This is a genomic window from Gluconobacter sp. NFX36 (genome assembly GCF_049887835.1).
Classification (GTDB): domain Bacteria; phylum Pseudomonadota; class Alphaproteobacteria; order Acetobacterales; family Acetobacteraceae; genus Gluconobacter; species Gluconobacter japonicus_A.
Map to the genome: position 1 here is coordinate 1 of NZ_JAGEKJ010000021.1, position 15,779 is coordinate 15,779.

General features: G+C 53.4%; 15 protein-coding genes and 2 pseudogenes. 10 read left to right on the plus strand and 7 right to left on the minus strand.

What is annotated here, in order from left to right:
- A pseudogene (locus J4P41_RS14255) lies at nt 1–140 on the minus strand (IS5/IS1182 family transposase); the annotation flags it as partial.
- A gap of 110 nt (nt 141–250) precedes the next feature.
- Between J4P41_RS14255 and J4P41_RS14260 the strand changes: the two are divergent.
- The gene (locus tag J4P41_RS14260) at nt 251–1,156 is read left to right on the plus strand and encodes a LysR family transcriptional regulator (protein WP_077804047.1); all 906 of its coding nucleotides are present in this window, start codon (nt 251–253) and stop codon (nt 1,154–1,156) included.
- Between the two features lie 33 nt (nt 1,157–1,189).
- Here J4P41_RS14260 and J4P41_RS14265 read toward each other — a convergent pair whose 3' ends face one another.
- Nucleotides 1,190–2,128, minus strand: a complete 939-nt coding sequence (locus J4P41_RS14265) for a LysR family transcriptional regulator (RefSeq protein ID WP_249211481.1) — start codon at nt 2,126–2,128, stop codon at nt 1,190–1,192.
- Nucleotides 2,129–2,221: 93 nt separating this feature from the next.
- Between J4P41_RS14265 and hxlB the strand changes: the two genes are divergently transcribed.
- The 5 genes and pseudogenes from hxlB (at nt 2,222) to J4P41_RS14290 (ending at nt 5,991) form a co-directional block, all read left to right on the plus strand.
- Nucleotides 2,222–2,800: a 6-phospho-3-hexuloisomerase gene (hxlB, locus tag J4P41_RS14270; RefSeq protein WP_077804048.1), complete on the plus strand. Its 579-nt coding sequence runs from the start codon at nt 2,222–2,224 to the stop codon at nt 2,798–2,800.
- A gap of 4 nt (nt 2,801–2,804) precedes the next feature.
- Nucleotides 2,805–3,434, plus strand: a complete 630-nt coding sequence (hxlA, locus tag J4P41_RS14275; protein WP_099287725.1) for a 3-hexulose-6-phosphate synthase — start codon at nt 2,805–2,807, stop codon at nt 3,432–3,434.
- A gap of 27 nt (nt 3,435–3,461) precedes the next feature.
- Entirely contained in the window at nt 3,462–4,574 is a 1,113-nt protein-coding gene (locus J4P41_RS14280; protein ID WP_077804050.1) for an S-(hydroxymethyl)glutathione dehydrogenase/class III alcohol dehydrogenase, read from the plus strand.
- Between the two features lie 124 nt (nt 4,575–4,698).
- Nucleotides 4,699–5,438: pseudogene (locus tag J4P41_RS14285) on the plus strand (transposase).
- A gap of 46 nt (nt 5,439–5,484) precedes the next feature.
- Nucleotides 5,485–5,991: a transposase gene (locus J4P41_RS14290; RefSeq protein WP_235993402.1), complete on the plus strand. Its 507-nt coding sequence runs from the start codon at nt 5,485–5,487 to the stop codon at nt 5,989–5,991.
- Nucleotides 5,992–6,030: 39 nt separating this feature from the next.
- Here the strand turns inward: J4P41_RS14290 and moaB are convergent, their stop codons facing one another.
- The 5 genes from moaB to J4P41_RS14315 all read right to left on the minus strand — a co-directional run bounded on the left by moaB (nt 6,031) and on the right by J4P41_RS14315 (nt 12,044).
- Nucleotides 6,031–6,534: a molybdenum cofactor biosynthesis protein B gene (gene moaB / locus J4P41_RS14295; RefSeq protein WP_077804051.1), complete on the minus strand. Its 504-nt coding sequence runs from the start codon at nt 6,532–6,534 to the stop codon at nt 6,031–6,033.
- 18 nt (nt 6,535–6,552) lie between these two features.
- Entirely contained in the window at nt 6,553–8,571 is a 2,019-nt protein-coding gene (locus J4P41_RS14300) for a S46 family peptidase (RefSeq protein ID WP_426067661.1), read from the minus strand.
- A 443-nt stretch (nt 8,572–9,014) separates the two neighbouring features.
- The gene (thrS, locus tag J4P41_RS14305; protein WP_426067662.1) at nt 9,015–10,883 is read right to left on the minus strand and encodes a threonine--tRNA ligase; all 1,869 of its coding nucleotides are present in this window, start codon (nt 10,881–10,883) and stop codon (nt 9,015–9,017) included.
- A 40-nt stretch (nt 10,884–10,923) separates the two neighbouring features.
- Nucleotides 10,924–11,421 (minus strand): Fur family transcriptional regulator, encoded by a 498-nt coding sequence (locus tag J4P41_RS14310; RefSeq protein WP_077804054.1) that lies wholly within the window; start codon nt 11,419–11,421, stop codon nt 10,924–10,926.
- The gene (locus J4P41_RS14315; protein WP_167369414.1) at nt 11,418–12,044 is read right to left on the minus strand and encodes a DUF1826 domain-containing protein; all 627 of its coding nucleotides are present in this window, start codon (nt 12,042–12,044) and stop codon (nt 11,418–11,420) included. Before J4P41_RS14315 ends, J4P41_RS14310 begins: the two co-directional genes overlap by 4 nt.
- Before the next feature lie 174 nt (nt 12,045–12,218).
- Between J4P41_RS14315 and folE the strand changes: the two genes are divergently transcribed.
- The 4 genes from folE to J4P41_RS14335 are packed head-to-tail and all read left to right on the plus strand — an operon-like array spanning nt 12,219 to nt 15,767.
- On the plus strand, nt 12,219–12,818 hold the full coding sequence (gene folE / locus J4P41_RS14320; protein WP_426067663.1) for a GTP cyclohydrolase I FolE: 600 nt from the start codon (nt 12,219–12,221) through the stop codon (nt 12,816–12,818).
- Nucleotides 12,818–13,324, plus strand: a complete 507-nt coding sequence (gene hisI / locus J4P41_RS14325; protein ID WP_149026849.1) for a phosphoribosyl-AMP cyclohydrolase — start codon at nt 12,818–12,820, stop codon at nt 13,322–13,324. Before folE ends, hisI begins: the two co-directional genes overlap by 1 nt.
- Before the next feature lie 13 nt (nt 13,325–13,337).
- The gene (gene zigA / locus J4P41_RS14330; RefSeq protein WP_099287159.1) at nt 13,338–14,567 is read left to right on the plus strand and encodes a zinc metallochaperone GTPase ZigA; all 1,230 of its coding nucleotides are present in this window, start codon (nt 13,338–13,340) and stop codon (nt 14,565–14,567) included.
- A 36-nt stretch (nt 14,568–14,603) separates the two neighbouring features.
- A complete protein-coding gene (locus J4P41_RS14335; RefSeq protein ID WP_426067664.1) occupies nt 14,604–15,767 on the plus strand; it encodes an S-(hydroxymethyl)glutathione dehydrogenase/class III alcohol dehydrogenase in 1,164 nt (387 codons plus the stop codon).
- Nucleotides 15,768–15,779: the final 12 nt, after the last annotated feature.

Sequence of the window (15,779 nt, forward strand, 5' to 3'; positions counted from 1 at the left end):
TCTGAATAGGCCAGAGCCTTCTCCAGATCGGGGCGGAACACCTCAAAATCCACAGTCCGGGAAAATGCCTCAAGCTGATCGCCAAGCCCGCTTAACCGGGCCAGCCGCTCTTCAACATCAAAGAAACTCGGCTGCTTCATCTGCCATCATCCCCAATCAACGCAGGAGAGATGGAATCACAGAGGAACCCTCAAATCCAGAAGGTTTTTCGAACCCTCCACGTGCATGAACCTTTGAAATAAGCTCAGCAATGCCACGCGATCATATCAATGAACTGACGGCTTTTCTCGCGGTTGCCAGGGAACGAAGCTTTACGCGAGCCGCTGCCGAGCTCGGTGTCACGCCTTCAGCCTTGAGCCACACGGTGAGAGGACTTGAGGAAAGGCTCGGAGTTCGCCTGCTGTCTAGAACGACCAGAAATGTTGCAACTACCGATGCCGGAGAGCAGCTTCAAAAGCGTGTCGGGCCCCTTCTTGAACAGGTCTCTACCGAACTCGACTCAGTTGCGTCTCTTGGTAGCAAGCCTGCCGGATCAATTCGTATCACATGCACCGATGCGGCCATAGAACTGGTGTTTCGACCTAAACTTCTCGAATTTCTCCAACAATACCCCGACATCAACATCGAATTCAGCATGGATTACGCTTTTGTTGATATCGTTGCAGAACGCTTTGATGCAGGAGTCCGTATCGGGGAAGCCATCGAGAAAGACATGGTCGCGACGCGTGTGGGCCCCGACTGGCGCTTTTGCGTCGTAGGATCACCGGATTATTTTCACCGTCATCTGCCCCCTGCAACGCCTCATGATTTGCGCCGTCATAACTGTATTAATATGCGGATGACGACTGCTGGAGGAAACCTGAAGTGGGAGTTTCGTGAACCGACAGGACGCGAAATCGCATTTCGTGTGGCAGGACAAACAACGTTTAGCAACTCTATGTTGGTCCTCGGTGCTGCTATTGATGGGATTGGGTTGGGCTACGTTCCTTATGATCTGGCAAAGCCCGATATTGAAATGGGACAACTGGTTGAGGTGCTTTCTGAATGGAGCTTAGAGTGTGAAGGCCCCTATCTGTATTATCCCAGCAGGCGATTACACTCACCAGCTTTTGCAGCGTTGGTAGAAGCCATGAGATATCATCTTCCTGTTTCTTAGAAATAATACCGTCATAACTGAGGAACAAATTTTTTAAGGGATTTGCGCCATCTTCCATAGCGTGTCGCGTATCCAGCAGTGCGCCTGATCGTCTCCGTAGGATCCATGCCAGATCATGTCGATCCTGACATCTGTGAGTGCTACAGGAGGCGGACTGGTCGTAAGATTGAAGATCTTTGCCAGCATTTGCGCAGGGCGGCTGTGCATGGTCGCTATCACGGGAGCCTGCACGAGCAAAGGAGCAACGCTCATAAATCTTGGCGTTGTCAGGGCAATTGAGCGGCTCAATCCCAGGAGCGCCAAGGCCTTATCAACCACACCATGCTCCCCAGGTCGCAAGCTTGTCAGCAGATGTGGGAATTTAAGAAAATCGTCGAGAGAAAGTGGTGTTTTTAATTTTGTGATATGAGAATTGAAGAGAACCAGATATTCATCCCGCATTAAAAGACGGCTTTTATGGTGGGTTTGTGCACCACTGAAGGGTCCTATACCAATCGCGAGATCGATTTTGTTTTCATCTAGCGTATTGAGGACGGATTCAGGATCAACGTTATGTAGGCGCAGGCGAATTCCTGGAGCCTTTTCCTGAAGGTACGCTAGAAATCGAGGCATCAGAAGCATTTCGATACTGTCTGGGACTGCAATCCTGAAAAGACGTTCAGCTGTGGCTGGATCAAATGGTGTTTCACGCCCTAACAAAGCCTGAAGACTACTGAGGGCCTCTCGCACGGGTAGGCGGAGAGCTTCTGCGCGCGGGGTGCGTCGCATGCCGCCCGCATGTCGTGTCAACAGTTCGTCTCCAAAAAGAGTTCGAAGACGCCCTAAATTATGGCTCATGGCAGATTGGCCGATCCCCATCAGCTTTCCAGCTTTTGTCACACTTCCCGTTTCCAGAAGAGCATCCAGAGCGATCAGAAGATTCAAATCGAGCCCAGCCAAATTGATATGATCGATACCCACCATTGACCTCATTTGTTTGTTTGATCCTGGGTGTTCTCTTATCTTCTGGCAACGGCTCTGGGGCAGATAAGCCAGTCAATCAAAAAGAATCAGGGGAGGGGAAGCATGGCGTTTATATCGCCCGATACGAAGGCTGTTTCCGACGCTCTGTCGACAATCGTGACTGAGATTTCTCATGCCTTACACTCTGTACGTATTGAGAACTGTAAAAGGGCAGCACGCATGATCGCATCTGCGCCGCGCCTGTATTTTGCAGGTGCCGGTCGCAGTGGCATTGGGATGGGAATGAACGCAATGAGGTTCATGCATCTCGGACTGAAGGTCCACATGCTGTCTGAATCAACGGCACCGGCCGTAAGTTACGGAGATGTCGTAATTATTCCGTCAGGATCCGGGAGCACGGACAGTATGCTCGCGATCGCTCGTAAAGTGGTCCGTGCGGAAGCAGATGTGATTGCCCTGACCACAGCAGCGGACAGTCCCTTGAGCCAGATCGCGACTGTCTCGATCATCATAGATGCTGCTGGGAAGCAAAGTTCACATAGAGGATCCACGGTTCAGTACGCCGGGTCGCTGTTCGAACAGGCGGCCATTCTGGTTCTGGACAGCCTCTTTCATGCCATCTGGCAGGCCAACCACCTCGAAAAGGACGTGCTTTGGGCCCGTCACGCAAATTGGGAATAATGTCATGAAACTTCAGATTGCTTTGGATCTTCTGCGCACGCGAGATGCTCTCCTTCTGCTGGGAAAGGTTGCGCCATATGTTGATATTATCGAAATTGGTACACCGCTCGTCAAAGCAGAGGGTTTAGCGGTTCTCAGGGCTATCAAGACTGCTTATCCAGAGAAAGAACTCTTCGCAGATTATAAAACAATGGATGCCGGGGAGCTTGAAGCCACCATGGCGTTTGAAGCGGGGGCTGACTCCGTTGGCGTGCTGGCCCTTGCGAACGATGCTACGATCGCAGGTGCCGTTAAAGCCGGACATACGTATCAAAAACGGGTCGTTGCTGATTTGATTGGTGTGCCTCCACAGAACCGTCTCTCCCGGATTTCCGAACTAAAAGATCTGGGGGTTTCTCACGTCGAACTCCATGCGGGATTGGATGAGCAATCTTTACCTGGGTACAGCATTGTTGATCTGCTCAAGACAATTTCCGGAAGCGTGCTTCCATTCGCCGTAGCGGGTGGGATCAATGCTTCTACAATCGTGACAGTTCGGGATGCAGGTGCCGAAGTTGCTATCGTGGGAGGGGGAATCTATGGCGCGGAGGATCCTCAGGACGCAGCCCGAAGACTGCGCAGTGCCATCAAATGAAGCAATAAAATAATTAAGGAGCTGAACATGAAGTCACGGGCTGCTGTTGCTTTTGAAGCAGGGAAACCGCTTGAAATTGTCGAAATTGATGTTGCGCCTCCCCGTAAAGGAGAGGTGCTCATTCGGATAACGAATACTGGCGTCTGTCATACAGATGCGTTCACCCTGTCAGGCAATGATCCGGAGGGGCTTTTCCCAGTTGTGCTGGGGCACGAGGGCGCTGGCATTGTCGTCGAGGTTGGCGAAGGTGTCACAAGTGTTGCCCCAGGAGATCATGTGATCCCGCTTTACACGGCGGAGTGTGGGAAATGCGAGTTTTGTCTGTCTGGGAAAACCAATCTTTGCATTGCTGTTCGTGCCACTCAGGGCAAAGGTGTGATGCCTGACGGAACAACGCGTTTTTCGTATAATGGTCAGCCTCTGTATCATTATATGGGCTGCTCGACGTTTAGCGAATATACGGTTGTTGCAGAAGTTTCGTTGGCTAAGATCAATCCTGAGGCCAATCCCGAACACGTCTGCCTTTTAGGGTGCGGTGTCACGACGGGTATTGGCGCAGTGCATAATACAGCCAATGTTCAGCCGGGGGATTCCGTTGCGATCTTCGGCCTGGGCGGTATTGGTCTTGCTGCGGTTCAAGGGGCACGGCAGGCGAAAGCAGGGCGCATTATTGCCATTGACACCAATCCGGAAAAATTTGCGTTAGCACGCCAGTTTGGTGCTACAGACTGCTTGAACCCCAAAGATTTTGATCGGCCAATTCATGAGGTGCTGATCGAGATGAGTGGCTGGGGCATCGATCACACATTCGAGTGTATTGGCAATGTCCATGTCATGCGCTCAGCCTTGGAGGCCGCGCATCGTGGATGGGGACAGTCTATTATTATTGGTGTCGCCGGAGCGGGGCAGGAAATCTCGACACGTCCGTTTCAACTGGTTACAGGACGTGTCTGGAAAGGCTCTGCTTTCGGCGGTGTCAAGGGACGTTCCCAGCTTCCGACTATGGTCGAAGACGCTATGAAGGGGGATATTGAACTTGCGCCCTTCGTCACGCACACGATGCATCTGGATCAGATTAACAAGGCTTTTGATCTCATGCATGAAGGAAAATCTATTCGGTCAGTTATTCACTTCCATTGAGGGAATAGGTGGACCCGTCTGTCCGGACAATTTCGGGCTTGAATAAGCTAGAGGGTTCGAAAATCCCTCTGGTTTTGAGTTTATCTGTGTGATTCCATTTCTCCTGAATTGATTGAGGGCGTGGATGATGAAGCAGTCTGGTTTGTTTGATGTTGAAGAGCGGCTTGCCCGGTTGAGCGGGCTTGGTGATCAGCTCGAAGCCTTTTCCCAGATTGTGGATTTTGCAGTGTTCCGTCCTGATCTGGAGGAGGCTCTGGCCTATTCCGATGGAAGCACGGGCGGACGATAGCCTGTCGTCCATGCGCTTCCTTGGGCTGGGGCTTTCAGATCGTGTTCTTGATGCCAAAACGGTCTGGCTGTTCCGTGAGTGCCTGACGCAGATGGGAGCGATCGAGGGTCTGTTCAATCGCTTTGATACAACCCTGCGGAACGCAGGCTCTCTGCCGATGTCAGGCCAGATCCTGGATGCAGCATTGATAGCCGCTCCAAAGCAGCGCAATACGAACACTGAGAACGCCGACCTCCGGGCAGGACGTATCCTCGATGACTGGCAGGACAAGCCGGCAAAGCTGTCGCACAAGGATCGTCATGCGCGCTGGACACTGAAGTTCATGAAGGCGAAGCGGCAGGATGACGGGACGATCCCCACAACGGATCTGGCCACTCCATATCCAGCGGTCCAATGCAGGAAAGTCCGTGATCCGATCCCGCGTCGAGCACGTCTTTGCCGATCAGAAATCACAGACAGGGCTGTTCGTCCGAACTTTCGATATTACCCGGGCCACCATGAGGATCGGGCTCGCCAATATCGTCTACAACATGCGCCGCTTCCTCTTCCTGGAGCCGATCAACGCGAGCGCGTAGTCATCCAGCGGGTAACAGCCCCCAATCTGCTCAAAATGCAGACCGGATGCCATCGCAGAATCAGAACCAAGGCACATCAACAAACGGTTCTTCGATCCCTCCATATGGACAACAGCCCAAAGTATTTCGCGAAAGCCAGATCCGCGAGCTTGAACAACGGATTGAAATCGTTATCGCAGAGGCAGAAGAACTCTCCGCCAAAGCACAGCTTCTCCGTTCCATTCCTGGTATCGGCCCGGTATCAGTCGTCATGCTTCTCGCAGAAATGCCAGAGCTCGGCCGCATGACAGCGACAGAAGCCGCTGCCATGACCGGACTTGCGCCAATGGCTCACGATAGTGGTGCAATGTGCGGAAAACGTGTCATTTCAGGGGAAGGAAGATCTCTCCACCACGTGCTGTTCCAGGCAGGATTAACAGCTGCCTGCCATAATCCTGTTCTGAAAGCTGCCGCCGAACGCATGAAACAGCGGGGTAAACCACATAAACTGATGATCGTCGCTATCGCACGGCGTCTCGTCACAATCGCTATCCTCAAAACCGGAGTGCCATAGCGCATTAGCTCCGCCGCTTAGACACAGTTGCGGGTTTATTTATATCCTTGAAATAATTTCGACAAAATTACACGGTTTGTGATTGCTATCTAGCTGATATTTTAAAATATCATCCCACCCATCTTTGACTGCGCCTGGTGATCCGGGAAGCGCAAATAGTAATTTCCCACGGGACACTCCCGCCATGGATCTAGATTGTATTGTAGAGGTCCCTATCTTTTTATAAGACAACATTCGAAACAGCTCTCCAAAACCGGGAATGTATTTATCTAAAACCAGATCGAATGCTTCCGGAGTGACATCTCGTTTGGTTAATCCAGTTCCTCCTGTGGTAATTATAACATCAACATCCTTATTATCGATCATGATATTGAGCGCGTCAGTAATTCGATTGATATCATCTATTTCAATCGACCTAGCCGCAAGAACGTGCCCTGCCTCCATGACTCTGTCGGCCAAGATCTTACCAGAAATGTCGGTTTCTAAATTCCGGCTATCTGAAATAGTCAGAATGGCAATCCGAACGGGTATAGAGTTGTTCAAGTTATTATCTTTCCACTTTTATTCCGGACGCGACTTTAGCTTCCCCGTCTCAAGTTCATCAGCAAGAGCATCAGCGTGATACACCGTCCTCAATGCAGCCATGATGGCACTTGTATCCGTGGAAACAGCACGATTGCGCTCGATGTCGTAATAAAGATCGCCCGCCAGGCTATCGAGGTTACCGTCAAAAATCAGGCCAACGACATCGCCTTGACGGTTAATAACAGGGGAGCCTGAATTGCCGCCGACAATGTCATTGGTCGACACATAATCAAGCTTCGTAGAGAGGTTTAGATGTGGCTTCGCATCCAACCAGACTTGCGGCAGACGGAACGGATCACTGCCCGTTGCATGTTTGTACATCCCTGCAAAATCCGTGAAGGGTGCAATGACCTTTGCGCCATCCTGGAAGCCTTTAACTGTGCCGTAAGATAGTCGCGGCGAGAACGTGGCATCCGGATAAAGTGTATCTGCCTTTCCTTCTGCCTGAGCACGCGCGAACTGGGCCCGTGCAATCGTACCCTGGGCTTCGTGCATCGGTGCTTCAATCTGGTCACGGCTGCGATTGCGGATCGTGTCCAGAACCGGCTCTAAGTGACGTGCCAGAACGATCATTGGATCTTTGGATGATTCAATGGCCTTGACGCCACCTTTGTAAAGCGCGAGACGCTCTGCGGGATCCGCCAGTTTCGTGCCCTGTATCAGTTCTACGGCGCGCTCATCCGGGCTTTTTTTTCCCAGAATCAGATGGACCGCTGCATCATCCTCACCGAGTATCTGGCGCATGGTCGTCATACCTAACGCCAAAGTCGTAGTTTCCAATTCAGTATGCACCGGCACTTTCGCAGCGATCTCGGTTTCAAGTGCGGCTAATTCCGCATCATGGTAACCGGACCGACGCTCTGTATCTGGCTTCTTTCGTTCATGCGCCGCTGACACCAGCATAACAGCGTCCCCCAGCAGACCATGAACTGTGCGTGTTATGGCAAAATCATGCACATAATACTGACGCTGCACAGCAAGAGCGGCTTCCACTTTTTTGTACGGATCACCATAAGTCTTGCGACGTTCTGCATCTGCGTCAATCCACGCCTGAAGGGCTTGATCTTCCGCCTCGCGCTTTTCTATCACTTCAGGTTCACGCAAAGCCTTTGCTGTACCAGACAGAGATTTCAGTGCGTTCTGAACACCGAAAAGCGTATTTTGTGCGTCAATTAGGTGGGTCTTGCTTTCTCTGGAATACTGCCACAGCGCTCCTTCAAGGGTCGAATAAGCAGCAATAATGGTTGGCAGACTGACATCTCGTTGAAATGCCAATGCGCTGGCCGGAAGGGACCGTTGTGTGCGTCCTGGGTTTCCGGATGTGAAAACCAGATCACCAGCCTTGGGGCCCTTTGGATCGAATTTAAAAAACGGCGTATGAACCGGCTTGCCGTCTTCAAACACCCGCAGCATCGATAGATCAATATCATAACGCGGGAATGTAAAGTTATCGGGATCACCACCAAAGAATGCTATATCCTGATCGGGCGCCATCACGAGACGGATATCCTGATAACGGCGGTAACGATAAAGCGCCGTCTGTCCACCATGATAGAGTGTCACGACATCGCAACGCCAGTGTGAGGCATCACCCAGCGCGCATTCCTTGGTCAGGACACTATTGGCAACCTGCAAAGCTTTGCCATATTCCGCACCATGTTTTCCTGCGGTCATTTCTGCGACACGACCCGTTACATCTTTCACCTGATCCAGACGATCCAGTTCCATCCCCGGACACTGAGGCTCTTTTGAGACCTCTCGAGCCGAGAAACCATCATGGAAATAATCGTGATTTTTGTCAGACAGATCCGTGAGACACGTATTGGCACAATGATGATTTGTCATCACCAAACCATCACCTGATACGAACGAGGCAGAGCAGCCTTCCGCCAAGCGTGCCGAAGACTGAATGACATGGTTAATCCATTCGACAGAGGGTTCAAACCCATATTGCTGCTTCATCTGCCGAATAGGCAAATGATCAAACGTCCACATGCCTTCTTCAGCCTGAGCAGATCCAATAAACGCAGGAATAATTGCAAACAAAATTGATTTTTTTCTCATAAATAAACCCGAATTAAGAACCTTAAAGATACGGAAACATAACTTTACTTGACGTTTTACATTGTAATAATTCCCGTTCCTTGTTTAACGAATTTTAGTATGTTAACTCGCGTCGAAACACTTTATTTTCGGTGGCTATCATTACGTTATAACATCACAAATAACCCGACATCGCAATATTCGTCAAGCATAAGACTAACGTATTCGATCCCGGACTTAAGTTGCGTAGAAATAATCAATATCCTCTTTGTATATATTGGGATTTCGAAATAGATGTCGGGGCGAAGTCAGAAATGTAGAAATTATTATAAATATTATTCGTATAATCACTTATCCCAATGATATCTAACAACCAAAGAAATCGTGTCGATAAGCTAAAAGACTTGTGCCAAACGAGACTCCGATGCTTTGGCGATTAAATTGATAGCGGATTCCATGTCCAACATTGGTGTTTCTGATCTTCCATATTCCCGGATAGACACGGTGCCTGCCTGTGCTTCCTTCTTCCCGACGATCAGCAACATGGGTACTTTCGCGAGGCTGTGTTCGCGGATTTTGTAAGCGATTTTTTCATTGCGCAAATCGGGCTCTGCTCGGACTCCACGTTGGCGGAGCGCTTTAATCAGATCGACTGCGTAATCGTCTGCAGCGCCGGTGATTGTTGCCACCACGACCTGAATGGGTGCAAGCCAGAAAGGCAGGTGGCCGGCATGGTGTTCAAGGAGAATGCCGATGAAACGTTCAAGCGAACCGAACAGGGCGCGATGCAGCATGACGGGCGGATGTTTTTCTCCATCCGCGCCAATATAATGCGCGTCCAGACGCTGAGGCAGATTGAGATCGACCTGAACGGTACCGCACTGCCAGTCCCGGCCGATTGCATCACGCAGTACGAACTCCAGCTTGGGACCGTAAAAAGCGCCTTCTCCTGGATTGCGTGTGTAGGAGAGGCCTGAAGCTTCGACCCCGCGCTGTAACGCTTCCTCCGAGCGATCCCAGATCTCGTCCGATCCGACACGTTTGTCAGGCCGGTCGGAAAATTTGATACGGACATCTTCAAAACCGAAGTCCTTATAGATCGAAAGCACGAGATGGCAGATCCGCTGCGTCTCGGCCTCCATCTGTTCCGGTGTGCAGAAAATATGTGCGTCATCCTGCGTGAATGCACGTACGCGCATCAGGCCATGCAACGCTCCTGACGGTTCAAAGCGATGGACTTTGCCGAATTCGGCCATCCGCAGGGGCAGGTCGCGATAGCTCCTCAGGCCTTGGCGGAAAACCTGCACACCACCGGGGCAATTCATAGGCTTGAGGGCGTAGGTACGGCCTTCGGTTTCGGTGGTGAACATGCTCTCCCCGAATTTTTCCCAATGGCCAGAGGCCTGCCAGAGCGACAGATCCATGATGTCGGGCGTATTGATCTCCACATAGTTCTCGGCCTTCTGACGTTCGCGCAGATAAGCGAGCAGGGTCTGGAACAGTGTCCAGCCGTTCGGATGCCAGAACACCGCGCCTGGAGCTTCGGCCTGGAAATGGAACAGATCCATCTCGCGGCCGAGACGACGATGATCACGCCGTGCTGCTGCTTCCTGACGCTGCTCCCACGCGGCGAGTTCGTCGGCATCACGACAGGCCGTTCCGTGAATCCTCTGCAGCATTGGATTGCTTCGATCACCTTTCCAATAGGCACCAGCCGTACCGAGAAGTCGAAAGGCGTGTCCGATCTGTCCTGTGCTGACGAGATGTGGCCCTCGGCAGAGATCGACGAAGTCGCCTTGTCGATAAAAGCTCAGGGTGGCATCAGCAGGCAGGGACATGATGATCTCGGCCTTGTAGGGCTGTCCATTCTCCCGGCACCAGGCAAGTGCTCTCTCGCGATCCCACTCCTCCCGGATGATCGGCTCGTCCCGGTCGACGATCTCGTGCATCCGTGCGTCGATCCGAGCGATGTCATCATCGGTGAAAGCGTGCTCAGCTGCGAAATCGTAGAAAAATCCCTGTTCCGTGGCGGGCCCTGTCGCAAGCGCGGTGCCGGGAAACAACTCACTGACGGCTTGTGCCAGAACATGGGCCGTGTCGTGACGGATCAGGGAAAGCGCATCGGCGTCCGACCGGAAGACAGGGTCAGCCCGTTGGTCACCAGTTGTGGAGGAAAGATCGCTGATAATGCCGTTCACACGGCAGGCGAGCATATCCTTTGGTGGGTGGGATGAAGGACGGGAAGAGATGGTGGTCGGTAACATGAGAGAGCCTTAACGGAGAAGAGCGGCGAGGGGGCGCGGTTCATTTGGGCGCGCGTGTCGGAAGCTTGTGCTTTTGTTGTGTCGGCAAGAAAGACGGGCAGACGCTGCATCGTGCGCAGACGCCCTGAACTTCGATGACCCGATGCCGGACCTGAAATCCAAGGGTCTCGGCCGCAGCGTCGATCAATTGACAGGATAGCGTATTTTCCACCGCTTGCGCGGCACCACATCGATCGCAGATACAGTAGACGAGGTGAGAGGGATCGTTTGCCCAGATCCGCACGAAGGCATTTCGACTTTCGAGCCGTCCCACTAACCCGCTGGCAATCAGCTTTCCGAGAGCCCGGTAAATTGTAGTCGGAGCAATCCGCGGGCAATTCGAATGACTGACACACCGTAGGATGTCGTAAGCCGAAAGTGGGACGTTTGCCTTCGTCAGCACGTCGAGTACATCATTCCGTAAAGACGTGGTCCGCCTTTTGAAGGCATCGCAACCTTGACGTGCGTCGCGAGACGGCGGCATGACACGCTCTATCATCGGGAAATTGTATCCATCACGAGGACCGGCCCAGGCCTTGCACCGTTTGCGATATTTGCCGGGAGACGATGAAGGCATCCGAGTTTGCCTTCAGCCGCCCCTTTAATGAACACTACTGCGAACGGTGTCAGGGTACTGACAATACCACTCTTTGGATTTTGGCTGCCGCACCACTCTGGTCCAGCGCTTCCATAGGCGCAGATCAGCCGAAGTGCATCGGGGGGCAACTCGAACGCAGTCTCCCCACGGGATGGCGTTATTAGCTGGATGTGCTGCCGGACGCCTCCTGTCAGCGCACCGAACAGTGCGGACAAGTCCCTGACATCAGTCAGGATGAGGGGAGACCAGTCCTGATGTAAAGCCGGGTTTACAAGGGAATCTGCGATTTCCGAAGGTGTGCCGGCGAGAGTGAGAGCAGATGGGGCTTGTGAGCAGTTTGTGAGAGTTCCTTCCCATGTTGCCGGAATCCGGCGCCCCCACACGACCATATCGACATCCGGTCGCTGCAGATCCATCACGACTGTCGCGTGGGCACAGGCGACCACATGCGGTGCAAGACGGCCCAGAGTACTGTTTTCCGGTGGGTCGATTGTTGGCGCGGGCCAGCTCTCAATGAATAGCATGGCGCCGAGACTTTCCTTCGGCGCGCGCGCGGGTGGAGTCATATCCGTCGAGACAGAATGTTGCTGTGAGGGAGGGGGCATGGTTCCCGAGCTTGACGATAGGTGGCGAACGTCTTTATGGTTACGTTATAACATAACATAGTCAATAGCAGATAAACTTCAATGGACACACTGATGGACGTTCCACGGCAAGTGAGAACCCGGCCGACCCGGGATCAGGCGGAAGAGGCGGTGCGAACCCTGCTCGCCTGGACCGGTGATGATCCTGATCGCGAGGGGCTTGCCGGTACGCCTGACCGCGTGGTGCGGGCCTATGAGGAGTTTTTCGAGGGATATCATGACGACCCGGTCGCTCTTCTGGAGCGGACCTTCGAAGAGAGCGGTAACTACAACGAGATGGTGGTGCTACGCGATATCCGTCTGGAATCCCATTGCGAGCATCATATCATTCCGCTGATCGGTAAGGCGCATGTGGCGTATCTGCCCGACAAGCGGGTAGTTGGCATCAGCAAGCTGGCGCGTCTCGTGGACGTCTTCGCCCATCGTCTACAGATCCAGGAAAAACTGACGGCCCAGATCGCGGATACAATCCAGGGCGTGCTTCAACCGCGTGGCGTCGCGGTCGTGATCGACGCGGCTCACCAGTGCATGACCACACGCGGAGTACATAAGCCAGGCGTGAGTATGGTGACCAGCCGCCTGCTGGGCGAGTTCGAGACGTCGGAATCTCTGCGGCGCCAGTTCTTCACTATGGCGGGAATGGGTGGCGTGTGATGGGCACAACTGTATCTTCTGTGTCCACGGCATTTGGGTCGCGCGTCTCAATTGAGCAGGTCGAGGAGGGGAGCGATCTCGCCCCACGTTTCGACGCCAGCGGACTGCTGACCGTGGTCACAACGGACGCAGAAAGCGGTGATGTCATGATGGTTGGCGTCATGAACGCAGAGGCGCTCGCACGCACTATCGCAACCCGTGAGGCGCATTACTGGAGCCGGAGCCGTCAGTGTCTCTGGCGAAAGGGCGCCACGAGCGGGCTGGTCCAGCATGTCCTCGAAATGCGGATCGACGACGATCAGGACGCGATCTGGCTGCGCGTTCACACTGCGGGCACAGGAGCGAACTGCCATGTGGGTTATCGAAGCTGTTTTTACCGGCGTGTTGATCTCACTTCTGAGGAAGGCCTTCCGTCATCATCGGCAGCACTCCTCTTTTGCGAAACGCACAAAATATTCGATCCGCTCGCCGTCTATGGCGACGCCCCAAACCCGACAAAGCTTTAGAGGAAAAATCCCCATGGATGACCAACTTCCCGTTACCGTGCTGTCCGGCTTTCTTGGCGCGGGAAAGACGACCTTGCTCAATCACGTACTGAATAACCGCCAGGGCTATAAGGTCGCGGTCATCGTGAATGATATGAGCGAGGTCAACATTGACGCCGCTCTGGTGCGCGAGGGCGGCAGCAATCTGTCGCGTACCGATGAAAAGTTGGTTGAAATGACCAATGGCTGCATTTGCTGCACGCTCCGCGACGATTTGTTGCAGGAAGTACGGAGGCTCGCAGAGGAGCGGAAATTCGATTATCTGCTCATTGAATCTACAGGCATTGCGGAACCGCTGCCCGTAGCCGCAACGTTTGAGTTTCGTGACGAGAGTGGCGTCAGCCTGAGCGATATCGCACGGCTGGATACGATGGTGACGGTCGTTGATGCGGTCAATCTCCTGCGCGATTATTCTTCCAGCGATTTCCTGAAGGATCGGGGTGAAACGGCCGGGGAGGACGACGAGCGTGCCCTGGTCGATCTGCTCGTCCAGCAGATCGAGTTTGCGGATGTCGTGGTGATCAACAAAGTCTCCACCGCTACATCGGATCAGGTTGATGCGGCGAGGCAGATCATTCGTGCGTTGAATTCGGACGCTGATATCATCGAGACCGACATGGGGTCTGTTCCTGTTGAGCGGATCCTGAATACAGGCCGTTTCGATTACGACAAGGCACATCAGCATCCGTTGTGGTTCAAGGAACTTTACGGCTTTTCCAGCCATGTTCCTGAAACAGACGAATATGGCATCCGTAATTTTGTCTATCGTGCGCGCCGTCCGTTCCAACCAGCGGAATTCCAGGCCTTTCTTGACCGGAACTGGCCGGGTGTCGTGCGCGCCAAAGGTCATTTCTGGCTGGCCACGCGCCCGGACTGGGTAGGCGAAATGAGTCAGGCCGGAGCCCTTGTGCGGAGCGAGGCGCTGGGGCTGTGGTGGACGGCGATCCCGAAAAATCAGTGGCCGGATACTGATCAGTGGCGGGACTTCGTATTGGGAAACTGGGATCCGGTCTTCGGCGACCGTCGTCAGGAAATCGTCTTCATCGGCAATGGAGATATGGATGAATCCGGACTTCGGCAGGAACTTGATGCCTGTCTTGTTCCAGATCTCGGAGACACCCCTTTTGAGCCGTCACGCTATGCACGCCTCCCTGATCCCTTTCCGCTTTGGCGTCGCCAGTCGGAAAGCCTTGAGTCGGCCTGAACGAATTACCACACGCTATTATTGAGGAATATTTTCATGAAAACCCGAGCTGCAATTGCGTGGGAACCTAACATGCCGCTTGAGATCGATCTGGTTGATCTCGAAGGCCCGAAAGACGGCGAGGTTCTGGTCCGTATCGTGACCACGAGCCTGTGTCATACGGATATGTTTACCCTGTCGGGACATGATCCGGAAGGATGTTTTCCATGTATTCTTGGTCACGAGGGGGTGGGGATCGTCGAGGATGTGGGTAAAGGTGTTACCTCTGTCGCTCCGGGTGATCATGTCATTCCGCTCTATATTCCCGAAGACCCGAACTGCCCGATGATCCGTTCGGGCAAAACCAATCTCTGCTCGACTATCCGCGAGACACAGGCGCTCGGTCTGATGCCAGACGGCACCAGCCGTTTTTCATATAAGGGCCGCCAGATCTTTCATTACATGGGCACCAGCACGTTCAGCGAGTACACCGTGCTGCCCGAAATTGCCGTGGCGAAGATCACCAAAGAGGCGCCGCTTGCGAAAGCCAGCGTCATGGGGTGCGCCGTCCCGACAGGTATGGGAGCCGTGCGGAACGCCGCGAAAGTGGAAGCGGGATCGACTGTGGCCGTCTTTGGTCTCGGTGCGATCGGCATGGCCGTCATTCAGGGGGCTGTCATGGCCGGTGCTGCAAGGATCATCGGCATCGACACCAATCCGGCGAAGTTCCTGCTGGCCCGAAATCTGGGGGCGACCGATCTCGTCAATCCGACCGATCATACCGATCCAATCCAGAAAGTTATCGTGGAGATGACGGGTGGCGGCGTGGATTATTCCTTTGAGGCGATCGGTCGGGTCGATGTCATGCGAGCGGCCCTTGAGTGTTGCCATAAAGGCTGGGGTGAATGCACAGTCATCGGTGTCGCTGGGGCTGGCGAGGAGATCTCGACGCGGCCTTTCCAGCTGATCACGGGACGGGTCTGGCGGGGCACGGCCTTTGGGGGGGTAAAAGGGCGTTCGCAGTTACCCGGTATGGTCGATGAATGGCTAGCGGGGAAGTTTAGCGTTGACCCTTACATCACCCACAACATGACTCATGATCGGATCAATACGGCATTTGACCTTCTGCATCGGGGAGAGGCCATTCGTTCTGTCATGCACTATCAGCCAGGCGAAACCCTGTCGAATAACCTGCCCGGCAAAATTCTGACCGATCTTTAAGGAGACGAAACG